The sequence below is a fragment of the Staphylococcus schleiferi genome, from assembly GCF_025558325.1.
GTDB classification, from domain to species: domain Bacteria; phylum Bacillota; class Bacilli; order Staphylococcales; family Staphylococcaceae; genus Staphylococcus; species Staphylococcus schleiferi.
In genome coordinates, this window is sequence record NZ_CP094712.1 from 369433 (window position 1) to 385261 (window position 15829).

Annotated in this window: 16 protein-coding genes; 7 read left to right on the top strand and 9 right to left on the bottom strand. The window is 38.7% G+C overall.

Annotated features, from left to right (window positions below; genetic code table 11):
* The first annotated feature begins 129 nt into the window (after positions 1 to 129).
* Positions 130 to 1824 (top strand): choline dehydrogenase, encoded by a 1695-nt coding sequence (gene betA, locus MUA40_RS01505; RefSeq protein WP_262569767.1) that lies wholly within the window; start codon positions 130 to 132, stop codon positions 1822 to 1824.
* Positions 1825 to 1970: 146 nt separating this feature from the next.
* Here betA and hisIE read toward each other — a convergent pair whose 3' ends face one another.
* Genes hisIE through MUA40_RS01550 form a run of 9 tightly spaced genes read right to left on the bottom strand, consistent with a single transcriptional unit; the run spans position 1971 to position 8888 of the window.
* Positions 1971 to 2600, bottom strand: a complete 630-nt coding sequence (gene hisIE, locus MUA40_RS01510; protein ID WP_016426040.1) for a bifunctional phosphoribosyl-AMP cyclohydrolase/phosphoribosyl-ATP diphosphatase HisIE — start codon at positions 2598 to 2600, stop codon at positions 1971 to 1973.
* Positions 2591 to 3355, bottom strand: a complete 765-nt coding sequence (hisF, locus tag MUA40_RS01515; protein WP_016426041.1) for an imidazole glycerol phosphate synthase subunit HisF — start codon at positions 3353 to 3355, stop codon at positions 2591 to 2593. Before hisF ends, hisIE begins: the two co-directional genes overlap by 10 nt.
* Positions 3352 to 4056 carry a 1-(5-phosphoribosyl)-5-((5-phosphoribosylamino)methylideneamino)imidazole-4-carboxamide isomerase gene (gene hisA / locus MUA40_RS01520; RefSeq protein WP_016426042.1) on the bottom strand — a complete coding sequence of 235 codons (705 nt, stop codon included), beginning with the start codon at positions 4054 to 4056 and terminating at the stop codon, positions 3352 to 3354. The genes hisF and hisA overlap by 4 nt, the downstream gene beginning before the upstream one ends.
* Positions 4049 to 4624, bottom strand: coding sequence for an imidazole glycerol phosphate synthase subunit HisH (gene hisH / locus MUA40_RS01525; RefSeq protein ID WP_037559564.1), 576 nt, complete (start codon positions 4622 to 4624; stop codon positions 4049 to 4051). The genes hisA and hisH overlap by 8 nt, the downstream gene beginning before the upstream one ends.
* Complete coding sequence (gene hisB / locus MUA40_RS01530; RefSeq protein ID WP_016426044.1) at positions 4624 to 5202, bottom strand: imidazoleglycerol-phosphate dehydratase HisB; 579 nt, start codon at positions 5200 to 5202, stop codon at positions 4624 to 4626. Before hisB ends, hisH begins: the two co-directional genes overlap by 1 nt.
* Positions 5199 to 6200, bottom strand: a complete 1002-nt coding sequence (locus MUA40_RS01535) for a pyridoxal phosphate-dependent aminotransferase (RefSeq protein ID WP_167732604.1) — start codon at positions 6198 to 6200, stop codon at positions 5199 to 5201. Before MUA40_RS01535 ends, hisB begins: the two co-directional genes overlap by 4 nt.
* A complete protein-coding gene (gene hisD / locus MUA40_RS01540; RefSeq protein ID WP_167732605.1) occupies positions 6197 to 7456 on the bottom strand; it encodes a histidinol dehydrogenase in 1260 nt (419 codons plus the stop codon). The genes MUA40_RS01535 and hisD overlap by 4 nt, the downstream gene beginning before the upstream one ends.
* Complete coding sequence (gene hisG, locus MUA40_RS01545; protein ID WP_016426047.1) at positions 7446 to 8060, bottom strand: ATP phosphoribosyltransferase; 615 nt, start codon at positions 8058 to 8060, stop codon at positions 7446 to 7448. The genes hisD and hisG overlap by 11 nt, the downstream gene beginning before the upstream one ends.
* 18 nt (positions 8061 to 8078) lie before the next feature.
* Positions 8079 to 8888 carry an ATP phosphoribosyltransferase regulatory subunit gene (locus MUA40_RS01550; protein WP_016426048.1) on the bottom strand — a complete coding sequence of 270 codons (810 nt, stop codon included), beginning with the start codon at positions 8886 to 8888 and terminating at the stop codon, positions 8079 to 8081.
* A 312-nt stretch (positions 8889 to 9200) separates the two neighbouring features.
* On the opposite strand from MUA40_RS01550, the gene deoC reads away from it, so the two are divergent.
* The 6 genes from deoC to lrgB all read left to right on the top strand — a co-directional run bounded on the left by deoC (position 9201) and on the right by lrgB (position 15676).
* On the top strand, positions 9201 to 9863 hold the full coding sequence (gene deoC / locus MUA40_RS01555) for a deoxyribose-phosphate aldolase (RefSeq protein WP_016426049.1): 663 nt from the start codon (positions 9201 to 9203) through the stop codon (positions 9861 to 9863).
* Positions 9864 to 10032: 169 nt separating this feature from the next.
* Positions 10033 to 11211, top strand: coding sequence for a phosphopentomutase (deoB, locus tag MUA40_RS01560; protein ID WP_155976537.1), 1179 nt, complete (start codon positions 10033 to 10035; stop codon positions 11209 to 11211).
* 356 nt (positions 11212 to 11567) lie between these two features.
* Positions 11568 to 13319: a sensor histidine kinase gene (locus MUA40_RS01565; RefSeq protein ID WP_016426051.1), complete on the top strand. Its 1752-nt coding sequence runs from the start codon at positions 11568 to 11570 to the stop codon at positions 13317 to 13319.
* 3 nt (positions 13320 to 13322) lie between these two features.
* A complete protein-coding gene (locus MUA40_RS01570; protein WP_016426052.1) occupies positions 13323 to 14057 on the top strand; it encodes a response regulator transcription factor LytR in 735 nt (244 codons plus the stop codon).
* Between the two features lie 484 nt (positions 14058 to 14541).
* Entirely contained in the window at positions 14542 to 14982 is a 441-nt protein-coding gene (gene lrgA, locus MUA40_RS01575) for an antiholin-like murein hydrolase modulator LrgA (protein ID WP_371317747.1), read from the top strand.
* Entirely contained in the window at positions 14975 to 15676 is a 702-nt protein-coding gene (gene lrgB, locus MUA40_RS01580; RefSeq protein WP_016426054.1) for an antiholin-like protein LrgB, read from the top strand. The genes lrgA and lrgB overlap by 8 nt, the downstream gene beginning before the upstream one ends.
* The last annotated feature ends 153 nt before the right edge of the window (positions 15677 to 15829 follow it).

Genomic DNA, 15829 nt, shown 5'->3' on the forward strand with positions numbered 1-15829 from the left:
GACTTCTTTCAAAGTAAAAAGGTGTGAAAGATTGACGTAAAAGCAACGATAAGCGCTAAACGTTTCTTTCACATCTGTACATAGTTTGAAATAGCGCGTCAGTATACAACTACGAGGAGGATTTTTGTTATGAGTAAAGCGTACGACAAAATGTATGATTATATCATTATCGGTGGTGGGAGTGCTGGATCTGTATTAAGTGCTCGCCTCAGTGAAGATAAAGACAAAAAAGTCTTAGTACTTGAAGCAGGACGCAGTGATTACCCTTGGGATTTGTTAATTCAAATGCCAGCTGCTTTAATGTATCCATCAGGTAACCGCCTTTACGATTGGAAATATGAAACAGATGGCGAACCGCATATGGGCGGACGTAAAGTTTTCCATACACGTGGTAAAGTGTTAGGTGGATCAAGTTCAATCAATGGGATGATTTATCAACGTGGTAACCCACTAGACTATGAAAAATGGGGTAAACCTGAAGGCATGGATACTTGGGATTATGCTCACTGTTTACCTTACTTCAAACGTTTAGAAACGACTTTTGGTGCAGAAGCAGATGATCCAATACGTGGTTTAAATGGACCTATCAAATTACGTCGTGGTCCTGCTGATAACCCGTTATTCCACGCATTTTTCGATGCAGCTGTCGAAGCGGGTTATAAAAAGACGAAAGATGTGAATGGTTTCCGTCAAGAAGGATTTGGACCATTTGATAGTCAAATCCATAATGGCCGCCGTGTTTCTGCTTCACGTGCTTATTTACGTCCAGCAATGAAACGCCAAAACCTAACAGTAAAAACACGTGCATTTGTTGAAAAACTTCATTTTGATGGCAATACCGTTACAGGTGTGACTTATAAACGAAATGGTCGTTTACACAAAGTGCTCGCAAAAGAAGTTATCTTATCTGGTGGCGCATTTAACACACCACAATTGCTACAATTGTCAGGTATCGGTGATTCTGAACATTTACGTTCATTAGGTATCGAACCTCGTATTCACTTACCGGGTGTCGGTGAAAACTTTGAAGACCACTTAGAAGTGTATATTCAACATACTTGTAAAGAGCCTGTCTCATTACAACCTAGCTTAAATATTTTCAAAATGCCATTTATTGGTTTGGAATGGTTAACACGTCGTACAGGTGCAGCATCAAGTAACCACTTTGAAGGTGGTGGATTCGTTCGCTCAAATAATGATGTGAAATATCCAAACTTAATGTTCCATTTCTTACCACTTGCAGTACGCTATGATGGACAAAAAGCAGATACAGCACATGGTTACCAAGTTCATGTTGGACCAATGTATTCAAATTCAAGAGGTAGCTTGAAAATCACATCAACGAACCCATATGTTAAACCAAAATTTGTATTTAACTATTTATCTACAGAGGAAGATAAACGCGAATGGGTTGAAGCTATCCGCGTCGCACGTAACATTTTAAAACAACCTGCACTTGACCCTTATAATGGTGGAGAAATTTCACCAGGACCTTCTGTTCAAACAGATGAAGAAATTTTAGATTGGGTGCGTCGAGACGCTGAAACAGCATTACACCCATCTTGTAGTGCAAAAATGGGTCCTGCTTCAGACCCAATGGCAGTCGTAGATCCATTAACAATGAAAGTACACGGCATGGAAAACTTACGTGTAGTAGACGCGTCAGTGATGCCAACAACAACAAATGGTAATATTCACGCACCTGTATTAATGCTTGCTGAAAAAGCAGCAGATATTATTCGTGGTATTCAACCACTTGAGCCTGAACATGTTGATTATTATATTCATGGTAAACATGATGAAAATGCAGGCGCTATCGATTAAGCTAAAAGTAAACTTAAATACGAGATGATTGAAGTTTACGTCTAATTTAAAACAACCCTTTCCGAGTTTAATGTGATACAAGGAGAGGGTTGTTTTTAAGTTTGAAATCATAATGCTTGTTTTTATGACGGATCATGTCAAAGGCTTCACCATTTTTCAATCTTTTGACGTTCACCTTTAAAATTATTTTGAATACGGTGCCTTTTTTGTAACTCGTCTTCTATTGTATTGAAAGTGATATTTTGTGATTCGAGTAAAACAAACAGATGATAAAGTAAATCAGCACTTTCAGAAATGACTTCAGAAGTGTTTTGTTTCATGGCAGCAATCACGACTTCGAAAGCTTCTTCGCCCAACTTTTTACTGATTTTTTCAATGCCTTCATTGAGAAGGTATTGCGTATAAGAGTTGGAATCATCTGCTTTCAACCGTTGGCGAATGGTACTTTCAAGTTGTTGAAGTTGAAAAGAGGGAGTCGTATTGAAACAACTTTGTGCACCAGTATGACAAGTCGGTCCCATCGGTTCCACAAGCAACAATAACGTATCTTGATCGCAATCTAAATGCATCTCTTTGACTTGTTGTATATTGCCGGATGATTCTCCTTTTTTCCAAAGTCGCTGCTTTGATCTTGAGTAAAACCATGTGACTTGTTCTTGCACTGTTCTATGAAAAGCTTCTTCGTTCATATAGCCCAACATGAGCACTTGTTGGGTCTTGCTATCTTGCAAAATGACCGGAAGTAGGCCTTTTGAAAAATCGGGTTTTAAGTCCATCTTACAGGGACACCTCCTTGATTCAGTTCACGCTTGATTGCTGCCACGGTTGTTTCTTTATCGTGTAAAATGCTTGCCGCTAATCCAGCAGAGACAGGAGTTTGTGTGAATAATTCTGTGAAGTGTTGTGCGTGACCACCACCGCCTGAAGCGATAATGGGGATATTGACTAATTTAGAAATTTGATTCAGATGTGTAATATCGAAGCCTTGTTTCATTCCATCATGTGCCATACTTGTGATGAGAAGCTCTCCAGCACCTAATGCCTCTACTTGCCGAACCCAATCGTAGACGTGAACGGGCGTTTGTCGCTTACCTCCATGGGTACAACAATAATAATCATTCGTACTTTGATCGTATAGACTATCGATTGCGATACATATACACTGTTTTCCAAACTTTTGACTCGCTTGCTGTATGAAATCAGGATTTTTGAGTGCTGCTGAATTAAGGGACACTTTATCTGCACCATGTCTTAAAAGTTGAGATATCTCGTCCAAAGATTTAATGCCACCACCCACCGTTAAGGGGATAAAAAGCTGGGAGGCAGTTTGTTGGATGATATCGAGTGTGAGTGCGTGCCCCTGTTCTGTTTTTGAAATATCTAAAAAGACAAGCTCGTCCGCGCCAGCTTGATTATAATATAGCGCAAGGTCTACCGGATGACCGATGTCTCTGAGACCTTTAAACTGTATCCCTTTGACAACACGACCGTCTTTAACATCTAAGCAAGGAATAATTCTTTTTTTAATCAAGTTAATCCCTCCCAAAATGAGGCTTGATTCGCTGCTTTACCGACGATTGCTGCTGAAACACCGAGCACATCTAACTGCTGTAAGTCTGCTTGATGTCGAATGCCTCCCGAAGCAATAATCGGTAATGTACTATTCTTAGCGAGTTGAGCTGTTGTATCAAAATTAGGACCACTCATTTTTCCGTCCTTCGTGATGTCGGTATAGATGATGCCATTTAAAGGAAGGTGTTGGATTTGGGAGACATAATCAAAGACATCGAGGACAGTTTCTTCCGTCCACCCATTAATTTGAATCGCAGTTTGCTTTGCATCGACAGATACCAATATTTTCCCGGGAAATAAATGACTCATTTCAGTCAGCCAGGCTTGATCTATTATGGCTTGAGTGCCGACAATGCAGTAATCCACACCGGATGATAAATAGGCTTGAATCGTCTCTTTGTTACGAATACCGCCGCCCACTTCAATCGGTTTTTGACTCATTTGAACTAACTGTTGAATCGCGTCCATCTCGATAGAGCGTTGTGATTTGGCACCTATTAAATCGACGATGTGAATACGATCAACGCTATCGAACTGACTGTAAAATTCGATACTTTTCTCAGCACTGCGCATCATAACTTCAGTTGTTTGATAGTCTCCCTCTGTGAGGCGTACACTTTTACCTCCTATTAAATCAATCGCAGGCCAAAGTTTAATCATGTTGCCAACCTCCTTTTAACGCTTGTTCTAAAATCTGTAAACCGTAATCGCCACTTTTTTCTGGATGAAATTGAATACCAATACAATCATCTTGTTGAACGATGCCCGGAATAGACGTGCCATAGTCACTATAGGCGATGACTGCAGGTGACATTGGCGCTTGATAAGTATGGACATAATAGACATCTTTGTTTAACGCGGGGATTTCACTTTTTAACTGATTCCAACCAAGATGTGGCACTGTATAGGGGGTCTGAATTTCGTGAATTTTCCCTTTGATTAAATCAAGTCCGGACACATGGCCTTCATCGCTATAAGAGTACAAAAGTTGCATACCTAAACAAATACCGATAATGGGTTGCTGGTGTTGTCTCAATACATCGTATAGCCCGTATTGATGAATGGCTTGCATTGCGTCTTTGAAATGGCCCACGCCTGGCAGAATCAAGACGTCTGCATGTTCTATCCTTTCTGGTTCGCGCGTTACGATAGACGGATAACCAAGATGGTTCACTGCGCGTTGCACATTAAAAATGTTGCCAAGTCCATAGTCTACGATTGCAATCATCATTCAATCACACCTTTAGATGAAGGGATACGTCGGTCTTCTGAATCGCGTAGCGCTTGTTTTAAAGCATGCGCAAATGCTTTGAAAATGGCTTCAATTTCGTGGTGCGTATTTCCTTGATGAAGTAAGTCGATGTGAACCGTTAAATAGGCATTAAACACTAAAGCTCTAAAAAATTCTTTGACGAGTTCTGTATCAAACTGGCCCACTTTTTCCTTGCTGAAGTCCGCTTGAAAGTTGAGGTAAGGGCGGCCGCTAATATCGACAACAGCACGTGCTAATGTTTCGTCCATTGGAATATATTGGGTACCATAACGGGTGTAATGAACTTTATCTTTAATCAACTGTCGTAACAGTTGTCCAAGAACGATACCGATATCTTCAGTCGTATGATGATCATCGACCCACGTATCACCTTCAACGTCAATTTGTAACGCTAAGCCACTATGAAAGCTCCATAATGTGAGCATATGGTCTAAAAATCCGACACCAGTATGAATTTGACTCTCTTTTTTCGATACACTGAGTTTAATGTCAATTTTAGTTTCTGTCGTTTCGCGGCGAATTTGATATGTCATTGCTGTTCACTCCATTCTTTCACGACTTGTTCAAATTGATTTAACTGTGGATAATCAATGATGGAATAACGTACGCATTCAGCTAACATTTTTTCATCTTTCGAATGATAAAAGCGTGGTAGAAAGCCACGTGCTTTAACGTAATGGCCGAGTGATAAGGCTTGAGAGCCTGATGTTAAAACAAAATTAGTATCACTTGGAAAGATATGCATATGGGAACTGGCATATTTCATCATGATTTCTTTTAAGCGCTGACTCAATTGTCGTTGGTATTGGACGAACACTTTTGTTTGTTCCATATGTTCAAATAGATAAATACCGATAGATAGCGTGAATGCACTTAAAGGATAAGGGTGTTCAATTTGGCGTATAGTTGAAATGGTTTTTTCTGTACTGATTAAGACACCGAGTCGTAACCCCGCCATAGCAAAAGCTTTGGAAAGTGTACGCATGATTAGGATATGATCTTCCAGTTCGATTTGTAATGGTGTTGAAAAGTCAACATAGGCTTCATCAATGATTAAATAGCCTTCTATCGTTTTCATTTGTTTTGCGATAGTGATTAACTCATTTTCAGTAAAACGGTGTCCCGTTGGATTGTGTGGATTACTGAGAATGAAAAAACGAGGTTGTACTTCATCGATGCGACCAAGTATCGTTTCAAGTGAAAATGTTAAATCAGGTGAGGCATCAACAAAACGAATTTGACGCTTCACCTGCCGTGCATAATCTTGATACATAAAAAAATCGGGATTGAGCGTTAAACAGGGACCTTCTGGCATAATAAGCATCAATTTTTGTATTAATTCGTCAGAACCATTTCCACAGCATAGTTGTTGACTGCTGAATTGCTGGCCATAATAATTCGCATAAGCTTGGCGAAAGCGGTCATAATCAGTATCTGGATATAAATGGTAATCACAATTTTTGATAAGATTCATTAATGTTTCATCATTAAGCGGCTTTATCGGGCTTTCATTCTTATTCATGCGAATCATTGTGTGTCACCTCTATTTCGAATTTCTAGTGATTTTTTATGATTGATTAATTGTTCGTCATCCGCTATTCGAGCGGCATCAGCATAGGTGTGTTGGTACGTTGAAGCATTCAGATGAATGACCGTATGTTTAGTTAAAAAATCGTTCACAGACAGTCCGTGTTGAAAGCGTGCTGTTCGTTGTGTAGGCAGCACGTGACTCGGCCCAGCGATATAGTCTCCAATGGCTTCTGGTGCATAGCGCCCTATAAACAAGCTCCCTACATAATGGATGAAAGGGATGTATCGTTCTGGATGCGCAGTTTGAACTGAAGCATGTTCAGGTGCAATGGCATTCATAACTTTACAATTATCATTAAAATCTAAAGTGTGAATTAAGTAGTGATGATGCTTTAAACTTTCTGCTAATATTTCTGAGCGCTGTGCATTTTTAAGTTCAGATTGGATACGCTGTTCAAGCGCCTTAAGGACGGATTTATCGTTTGAAAGGACATAAGTTCTTGCCATTTCATCATGCTCAGCTTGGGCGAAAACATCATAGACAATGGCCTCCATATCGCTATGGGTATCTATAATAAGTGCAATCTCACTCGGTCCTGCAATTTGATCGATGCCTACTTCTCCGTACAAATATTTTTTCGCATACGCCACATATTGATTGCCTGGACCAACGATTTTATCTACTTTAGGGATAGTTTCTGTGCCATAGGCTAATGCTGCGATACTTTGGGCGCCACCGACTTGATACACGCGATCGACACCGGCAATTGCACAAGCAGCAAGAACACTTTGGGCAATGCCATTGGTTTGGGGTGGTGTGACAACAATGATATTTTTAACATTTGCCACTTTCGCGAGTGTCGCGGTCATTAAGACAGTAGATGGATAACTTGCTTTACCTCCCGGCACATATATCCCTACACTTTCGATAGGATAATAGACTTCGTAGAGTTCTTGTGTTGTATTTTGTTGTTGATATTTAATTTGTTGCTGATAATGTTCGATTCTTTGATGACTATGTTGGAGTGCTGCTTTTAATTCAGGCTCCAAATTTGTCAAAGCTTGTTCCAGCTCTGAACGAGGTATCTCTAGTGATTGCACTTGTACGTGATCAAATTGCTTGTTGTAGTCGAATAATGCACGGTCACCTTCATTTTTGACACGTTCACAGATGGCGGCCACCTGCTCGTGAAGGTTTTGGTTAAACTGTGCTTCAGATTGTAATTGCTGTAAAAATGTTGTGCTGTTAATCATCAATGAGTGACACCCCTAACATTTGAATAAATGCATCAATTTCTGATGCGGCAGTGAAAAAACTTTGACGGTTTGTAATTAATTGCGCTTGTATACTGGAAATCTGTTCCTTTTCGACAAGGCCATTAGAGCGAAGTGTACTACCGGTTTGTACGATATCAACGATGCCATCAACCATGCCAATGACACAAGCTAACTCAATAGAGCCCGAAAGTTCGATTAACTCAATGTCACGACCTGTGGATTTAAAATAATCGCGGGCTGTTTTCGGATAAGAAGTTGCGATTTTGTGATATGCTTCTGTCGTTTCAAAAGCAGCGACAGAAAAATGACATTGTCCAAAAGGGAGGGCAATAAGTTGATTAACGTCATATTTCTGCTCGTTTAAAATATCACTTCCTGTAATACCGATGTCCGCAATCCCTTGTTCTACATATATAGGAACGTCATTTCCTTTAACGAAAAGAAAACGAAAATTTTCAGTTTTGATTTGAAGTTGACGGGATTGCGACTGAAGCTGTGAAGCCAATTCAATCTGCCCCTGTTGTTCTAAGTAGGCAATCAAACTTTTCAGTAAACGTCCTTTTGCCAATGCAATAGTTAACACAATAGTCACTCCTTCTCGTTATAATGTGAGTCCTAAACCAAATCCTTCTAAAGTATCTTTGTAATAACCGCCTGTTAAAGTCAGATTGCTTTTTTTCAGATGTGCATGAATAAAGGCGCCTTTATAATACGACCGCGGAGGTTGGGGTGTCATATCGAGATGGATAGGGGTGATACCTAACGATTTGAAATAGGTATGCCAACGATTCAAACTCCGCAAAATATAGTGATCGCTTGGGAATAAGCTGTTCAGTAAACTGAGTTGTTGATGTGTCGGTGTTAACAACAATTGAACAATGGGATGACTGAGCCCTAAAGCAGATTTCAATTCAGAAATATTGCGCTGTGCAATCCATGTCAATAGTTGTGTGTCGTGTTGCACATCGCTTAATAATAAATCCGTTAATTGGTAATGACCGATTACGACATATTGAATTTGATCTTCTAAGCATTGTTCAATGTACAACTTAAATGTTTCAAACGTCTCGTGAATCTCTTGAATACTCGGTTGATAATATTCTAGGCCTAGTTGTGTACAGACGTGCTGATTTCGGACAATTGAACCAGCATATGCAACTGCGCGATGTTGTAAAGGATAGTCTTGGTAATAGCGCACCAGTTGATCTGTAAAATCATTGCGCAAAGCATAAAGCTGTGAACCAGATTGCCAAACACTTCTTTCAGACATTTGTTTAAGATCATCAGAAGAGAGTGTTTCCCAAACTAATGTTTCGATAAAAGGTGTGTCTATGAGCTCGAAGTTACGAGATTCAGCAATATTTAAAAACTGAAGCTCTTTTTCTTTGTCTAAAATTAAAGGATGCATCATCATATCGCCTCGATTTCGTTCTCTACCGAGTTAAAGTGTTTTGAGAGAATATGAGTATGTTAGCATATGAATATTCAGATTTCAACAAAAAATTCTGAAAAATAAAGAATAGATATTCTGTATAGGTTTTTACGGTGGGAGAACTAGGAAATAAAGCAATGTGAAAAAAAGACAACTGAAATGTACACGAGAATGGTGTGCAATACTAAATGCTTAGCAATTTTATCTGATATAAAACAATCGTATTTTGAGCGACCAACTTGTATAATTAAGTAAGATATTAAAAATATATACGATGAGGGAGCATGTTATATGAAATTTGAAAAATATATCGATCATACGTTGTTAAAACCAGAATCAACACGTCAACAAATTGATCAAATCATTGAAGAGGCCAAAACGTATCACTTTAAATCGGTTTGTGTCAATCCGACGCATGTTCAATACGCTGCCGAACGTCTTGCAGATAGTGACGTGCTTGTGTGTACGGTGATTGGTTTTCCATTGGGTGCATCAACGACAGAAACGAAAGCTTTCGAAACAGAAGATGCTTTACGTAAAGGTGCAGATGAAATCGATATGGTTATCAACATTGGCGCTTTAAAAGATGGACGTTACGCTGATGTACAACAAGATATTGAAGCTGTAGTCAAAGCGGCTCAAGGCCATGCGGTTAAAGTCATTATTGAAACGGTTTTACTGACAGATGAAGAAAAAGTGAAAGCCTCTGAATTAGCACAAGCAGCAGGTGCACATTTTGTGAAAACATCCACTGGCTTTGCGGGTGGTGGTGCCACACCTGAAGATGTGAAATTAATGAAAGAGACTGTCGGGGATGCATTAGAAGTGAAAGCCTCCGGCGGTGTGCGTAGCTTAGAAGATTTTAACGCAATGGTTGAGGCAGGTGCCACACGTGTGGGCGCAAGTGCAGGTGTTCAAATCATGCAAGGATTAGAATCCGACGCAGACTATTAAACGATAACAATATTAAATTAATCAATGTAGGAGTGGTTAGCCATACCTATTTTAGAGTCCTTTCGGTCTATAGGTTCATTATCTAGGAACACCCAAGAATATCCAAATCAAATTTAAATTAGAAAACTAAAACTTATTATACGAACTTATTATACGAGGAGTGATTTATATGACAGCACCATTTCAACGTGTACATTTGATTGTCATGGATTCTGTTGGGATAGGAGAGGCCCCAGATGCGAAAGATTTTAACGATGAAGGGTCCCACACACTGAAACATACGTTAGAAGGATTTGACCAAAAATTACCGTATCTCGAACAATTAGGTTTGGGTAATATTGATGCCTTACCTGTCGTAGGGGCAGTTGCACATCCCAAAGCGTATTATACGAAATTAAGCGAAGCTTCAGTCGGTAAAGATACGATGACAGGTCATTGGGAAATGATGGGCTTGAATATCATGCAGCCGTTCAAAGTGTATCCAAACGGTTTTCCACAAGAATTAATTGATGAAATCGAACGAATCACGGGACGTAAAGTCGTTGTGAATCGACCGGCTTCAGGTACACAAGTGATTGATGAGTGGGGCGAACATCAAATGAAAACAGGCGATCTGATTGTATACACATCCGCAGACCCTGTGCTTCAAATTGCCGCACATGAAGAGATTATTCCACTTGAAGAACTCTATGACATTTGTGAAAAAGTACGTGAATTAACAAAAGACCCGAAATATTTAGTCGGTCGCGTGATTGCACGTCCATATGTTGGTGAACCGGGACACTTCACAAGAACAAGTAATCGTCATGACTATGCCTTAAAACCTTTTGGCCCAACAGTGATGAACACACTTAAAGATCATGATTACGATGTCATTGCCATCGGTAAAATTAATGATATTTTCGATGGCGAAGGTGTTACAGAAGCCGTACGTACGAAAAGTAACATGGACGGGATGGACCAACTGATGCAAATCGTACAAAAAGACTTTAAAGGTTTAAGTTTCTTAAACTTAGTCGATTTTGATGCATTGTATGGGCATCGTCGTGATAAACCCGGTTACGCGCAAGCCTTGAAAGACTTTGACAATCGTTTACCGGAATTAATGGCTGCGATGCGTGAAGATGATTTACTCATCATTACAGCTGACCACGGCAATGATCCAACGGCAGAAGGCACAGATCACACACGTGAATACATTCCAGTGTTGATGTACAGTCCGAAATTTAAAGAAGGTCAAGCGCTCGATACGGATACAACATTTAGTTCAATTGGGGCAACCATTGCAGATAACTTTGGCGTACCGCTTCCAGAATTCGGTCGCAGTTATCTTCAAGATTTAAAATAACTGAGATAAGTTATATCAAACGATTTTAACTTAAGGACGGGGTTAGAAATGACATTTCCAACCCTGTCTTTTAATGTTTTTAAGTATAGGTGTGATTATATCAGTTTGTTTAGTAACTAAAAAATATCATAAAAACGACTAATTTTTTATACAAGCAAATATTAAAGTCAAAAGTCCAATCAATAATCTAACTATTAAAGCAAAGGCTTGAATGCTATACATAAGGTGAATTTACAACTGATTACTGCTGTAAAATAGGCCACTTCTTTGAATTTCATCCAATTGCACACGTCATTTCTATTTATTATGTTAAAATATAATAAATTAATAATCAGTTGAAAAAGGAGAAATATTCAGTGTTTAATTTGACGATATTACTATTGGAACGTGTGGGTCTCATTATTATCCTTGCCTATATTTTAATGAATTCCAGTTACTTTAAAAACACGATGCAGCAACGACAAATGTGGCCCTCAAAATGGCAACTCTGCTTGATATTTAGCCTTTTTGCGCTGATGTCTAACTTTACAGGGATTGTCATTCGCAATGGTGACATCCTATCTGGAAGTATCTATTTTCATTTAGATGATGATGTATCGTTAGCCAATACACGTGTTTTAACAATTGGGGTTGCTGGATTAGTGGGAGGTCCATTTGTTGGAGTATTCGTAGGGATTTTTTCAGGGCTCTTCCGGTTATATATGGGAGGCGCTGAAGCCTATACGTATTTAATTTCCTCATTATTTATCGGTTTGATTTCGGGTTATTTTGGTCAGCAAGCACGTCAAAAAAATCAATATCCTTCAATAGGAAAAAGTGCATTAATCGGGGCGACAATGGAGATTGTCCAAATGATTTGTATTTTTTCGTTTGCGCAAGATAAACATTATGCGATTGATTTGATTTCGTTAATTGCATTACCAATGATTATTGTTAATAGTGCAGGGACTGCTATTTTTATGTCTATTATTAGTTCCACATTAAAGCAAGAAGAGCAAATGAGAGCTGTACAAACGCATGACGTGTTGCAATTAACCAATCAGACGTTGCCTTACTTCAAAGAAGGGCTGAATGAAGATTCTGCCAAGCATGTGGCAATGATTATTAAAGAGTTGATGAAAGTTTCTGCCGTAGCGATTACAAATCGACATGATATTTTAGCGCATGTGGGTGCTGGGAGTGATCATCACATTCCGAAAAAAGAAATTATAACGGATTTATCAAAAGAAGTTTTACAAACAGGGCAGCTTAAAGAAGTTCATACGAAAGGTGAAATCGGATGTACACACCCGCATTGTCCATTACACGCTGCCATTGTGATTCCTTTGAAGATGCATGGCAAAGTGACGGGAACTTTAAAAATGTATTTTACGAATCCGAACAATCTTACTTTCGTAGAACGTCAATTGGCGGAAGGGTTAGCTGAAATATTTAGTAGTCAAATCGAATTGGGTGAGGCTGAAATGCAGAGTAAATTATTGAAAGATGCAGAGATTAAATCATTACAAGCACAAGTCAATCCGCATTTCTTTTTTAATGCGATGAACACGATTTCTGCACTTGTTCGAATCGATAGTGAAAAGGCGAGAGAGCTCTTATTAGAACTGAGTCATTTCTTCCGTTCAAATTTACAAGGCTCTCGCCAAAATACAATTACTTTAGAAAAAGAGCTAAGCCAAGTGTCTGCTTATCTATCATTAGAACAAGCGCGTTTCCCAGGCAGATTTGATGTGACTTTTGATGTTCCAGAGGATGTGACACAAGCCCTTGTCCCTCCATTTTTAATTCAAATTTTAGTTGAGAATGCGGTAAAACATGCTTTTCCAAAGCGAAAGAAAGACAATCGTATTCGAGTTGTTGCACGGGTTGAAAATCAACAACAATTAGTGATATCGGTTTGTGATAATGGGCAAGGTATTCCGAAAGAAAAATTATCTTTACTAGGTCAAACTGCCGTTGAATCAGAATCGGGCACAGGCAGTGCTTTAGAAAATTTAAATTTAAGATTAAAAGGTTTATTCAGTAATGATGCAGTTTTACATTTTGATACAAGTCACACAGGAACGACGGTATGGTGTACGCTGCCTTATCAACAAAAGGAGGGATAAAGCATGAGGGCGTTAATAGTTGATGATGAACCTCTTGCGCGTAATGAGTTAATCTATTTATTAAATCGTATCGGTGGCTTCGACGTTTTGAATGAAGCAGAGAATGTGAGTGAAACGATCGAGGCATTGTTAGTAGACGACTACGACCTTGTTTTTTTAGATATTAACTTAATGGATGAAAATGGCATTGAGCTAGGACGTAAAATTCAAAAAATGAAGTCCCCACCTGCGATTGTGTTTGCCACGGCACATGACCAATTTGCTGTTCAAGCCTTTGAATTAAATGCGACAGATTATATTATGAAGCCATTCGAACAAAGCCGCGTCGAGCAAGCCGTTCAAAAAGTTCAGGCGCAACTTAAAAAAAGCAAAGCGGCACAGGACATGCCTCCTGTTACGAATGTGGAAACACTTTTGCCGATTGAGATTGATGACCGTATCCATATGCTGAATCTTTCTGATGTAATCGGTATTTCAGTTAATAAAGGACTCACTACGATTCATACGACACAAGGTACGTTTGAAACAACAGAGCCTTTAAGCGCATATGAAAAAAAGTTGAATACACCGCAGTTTATTAGAATTCATCGTGCAAATATTATTAATCGACAGCACATTCAAGCTATAGAACATTGGTTTAATTCGACCTATATGGTCACTTTGACAAATGATGTGAAAATGCAAGTGAGTCGTTCCTATATGAAAAGTTTTAAGCAAGTGATGGGTCTCACATCATAAACCAATGATTAATAAGTTTAGAAAATGAAAAAGACACTCAAAATTTTGATGGAATGGAGTGACCCCCAAAAGTTAGACCTAAAATCTAACATTTAGGGTGCACATCAGAATTATGAATTTTGAGTGTCTTTTTTGTGTTTATCTCACATAACAAATGGTGACAAAGCAAAGATTGATTTGATTTTGTTCTACCATCTCGGCAAGTAGGATTTCGTGGTACGAGCGCTTGATATAAAGGCTTCTGAAGCGTAGGTAGCACTTGTTAGTAGAATGATTTAACTATTTTTGTAGATTGAAAAAGAAGATAGAATAGCGTCACGCTGACATTTAAAAGATGTTTTATATTTAATTGAGAAAAATATGTAATGTGTGAAAAAATGCACATAATGCATTTCACCCCCTTATTTTTGCATTTCAGCGTGAAAACGCAGTGAACCTTTCTTTTCATACTATAATGAAGTCAATCAGAAGCACACAGGAGGCCGTGAAGATGGAACAAAAAGTTGAAAAAACGTATAGCTTTTTGCATCAAGTTTTAGTGATTTCGTTAGTGTTATTTGTTTCAAGTATCATTGAATCGTTTATGCCGATTCCAATGCCAGCATCAGTAATAGGACTTGTTTTACTGTTTATCTTATTATGCACAGGTGTTGTGAAATTGGGACAAGTTGAAAAAGTAGGGACAGCATTAACGAATAACATCGGATTTTTATTCGTACCAGCGGGGATTTCAGTCGTTAATTCATTAGGGATTATTAGTGCAAGCCCAATTTTGATTATTGGTCTCATTATTATCTCTACAGTGCTGTTGCTTGTATGTACAGGTTTTGCATCACAAATTATTATGCGTGTAACGACTAAAAATAACGCACAAAAACCAGAAAAAGCACAATCAGAAATGAAAGGAGCACACTCACATGGTTGATCATTTAGGTATTAATACCCCATATTTTGGTATCTTGTTATCCGTCATTCCATTCTTAATTGCAACATATTTATTTAAAAAAACAAATGGTTTCTTCTTATTTGCACCATTATTTGTTGCAATGGTTGTAGGTGTGGCATTCCTACACTTTACAGGCATTCCATATGAAAAATATAAAATAGGTGGCGATGTGATTAATTTCTTCCTTGCACCTGCAACAATTTCATTCGCGATACCTTTATATAAAAAGCGTGATGTGCTCTTAAAACACTGGCACCGTATTATAGGTGGTATAGGAATTGGTACGGTCGTCGCATTAGTAGGTATTTTCTTTGTTGCCAAAGCGTTACAGTTTGGTAATGACATCATTGCATCAATGCTTCCGCAAGCAGCAACGACTGCAATTGCATTACCTGTTTCTGAAGGAATTCATGGTATTAAAGAACTTACATCTTTAGCTGTTATACTGAATGCAGTTATTATCTATGCTTTAGGAAATAAATTATTAAAATGGTTCCACATCGATAATAAAATTGCACGTGGTTTAGCATTAGGTACAAGTGGCCACACTTTAGGTGTAGCTGCAGCGAAAGAACTTGGCGAAGTTGAAGAGTCAATGGCGAGCATCGCGATTGTACTCGTAGGGGTTATTGTTGTTGCGGTAGTCCCAGTTTTAACAGCAATATTCTTCTAATATACAATTGTAAAATAAAGTCGTAGGGATGTTTAAAAGGGGTAGTGTCGTTTTCTAAGAGGTGGCTTAGATGACGGTGCTACTCTTTTTTTGCATCAATTGCTGTTGAATAATCGTTTGACGTGAACGTTTTCATTGTAGAAAGTTATAATA

Coding starts and splice junctions, on each gene's coding strand:
- betA (WP_262569767.1), top strand. CDS start 130: ATGAGTAAAGCGTACGACAAAATGTATGATTATATCATTATCGGTGGT.
- hisIE (WP_016426040.1), bottom strand. CDS start 2,600: ATGGACTTAAAACCCGATTTTTCAAAAGGCCTACTTCCGGTCATTTTG.
- hisA (WP_016426042.1), bottom strand. CDS start 4,056: ATGATTAAACTTTGGCCTGCGATTGATTTAATAGGAGGTAAAAGTGTA.
- hisH (WP_037559564.1), bottom strand. CDS start 4,624: ATGATTGCAATCGTAGACTATGGACTTGGCAACATTTTTAATGTGCAA.
- hisB (WP_016426044.1), bottom strand. CDS start 5,202: ATGACATATCAAATTCGCCGCGAAACGACAGAAACTAAAATTGACATT.
- MUA40_RS01535 (WP_167732604.1), bottom strand. CDS start 6,200: ATGATTCGCATGAATAAGAATGAAAGCCCGATAAAGCCGCTTAATGAT.
- MUA40_RS01550 (WP_016426048.1), bottom strand. CDS start 8,888: ATGATGCATCCTTTAATTTTAGACAAAGAAAAAGAGCTTCAGTTTTTA.
- deoC (WP_016426049.1), top strand. CDS start 9,201: ATGAAATTTGAAAAATATATCGATCATACGTTGTTAAAACCAGAATCA.
- deoB (WP_155976537.1), top strand. CDS start 10,033: ATGACAGCACCATTTCAACGTGTACATTTGATTGTCATGGATTCTGTT.
- MUA40_RS01570 (WP_016426052.1), top strand. CDS start 13,323: ATGAGGGCGTTAATAGTTGATGATGAACCTCTTGCGCGTAATGAGTTA.
- lrgB (WP_016426054.1), top strand. CDS start 14,975: ATGGTTGATCATTTAGGTATTAATACCCCATATTTTGGTATCTTGTTA.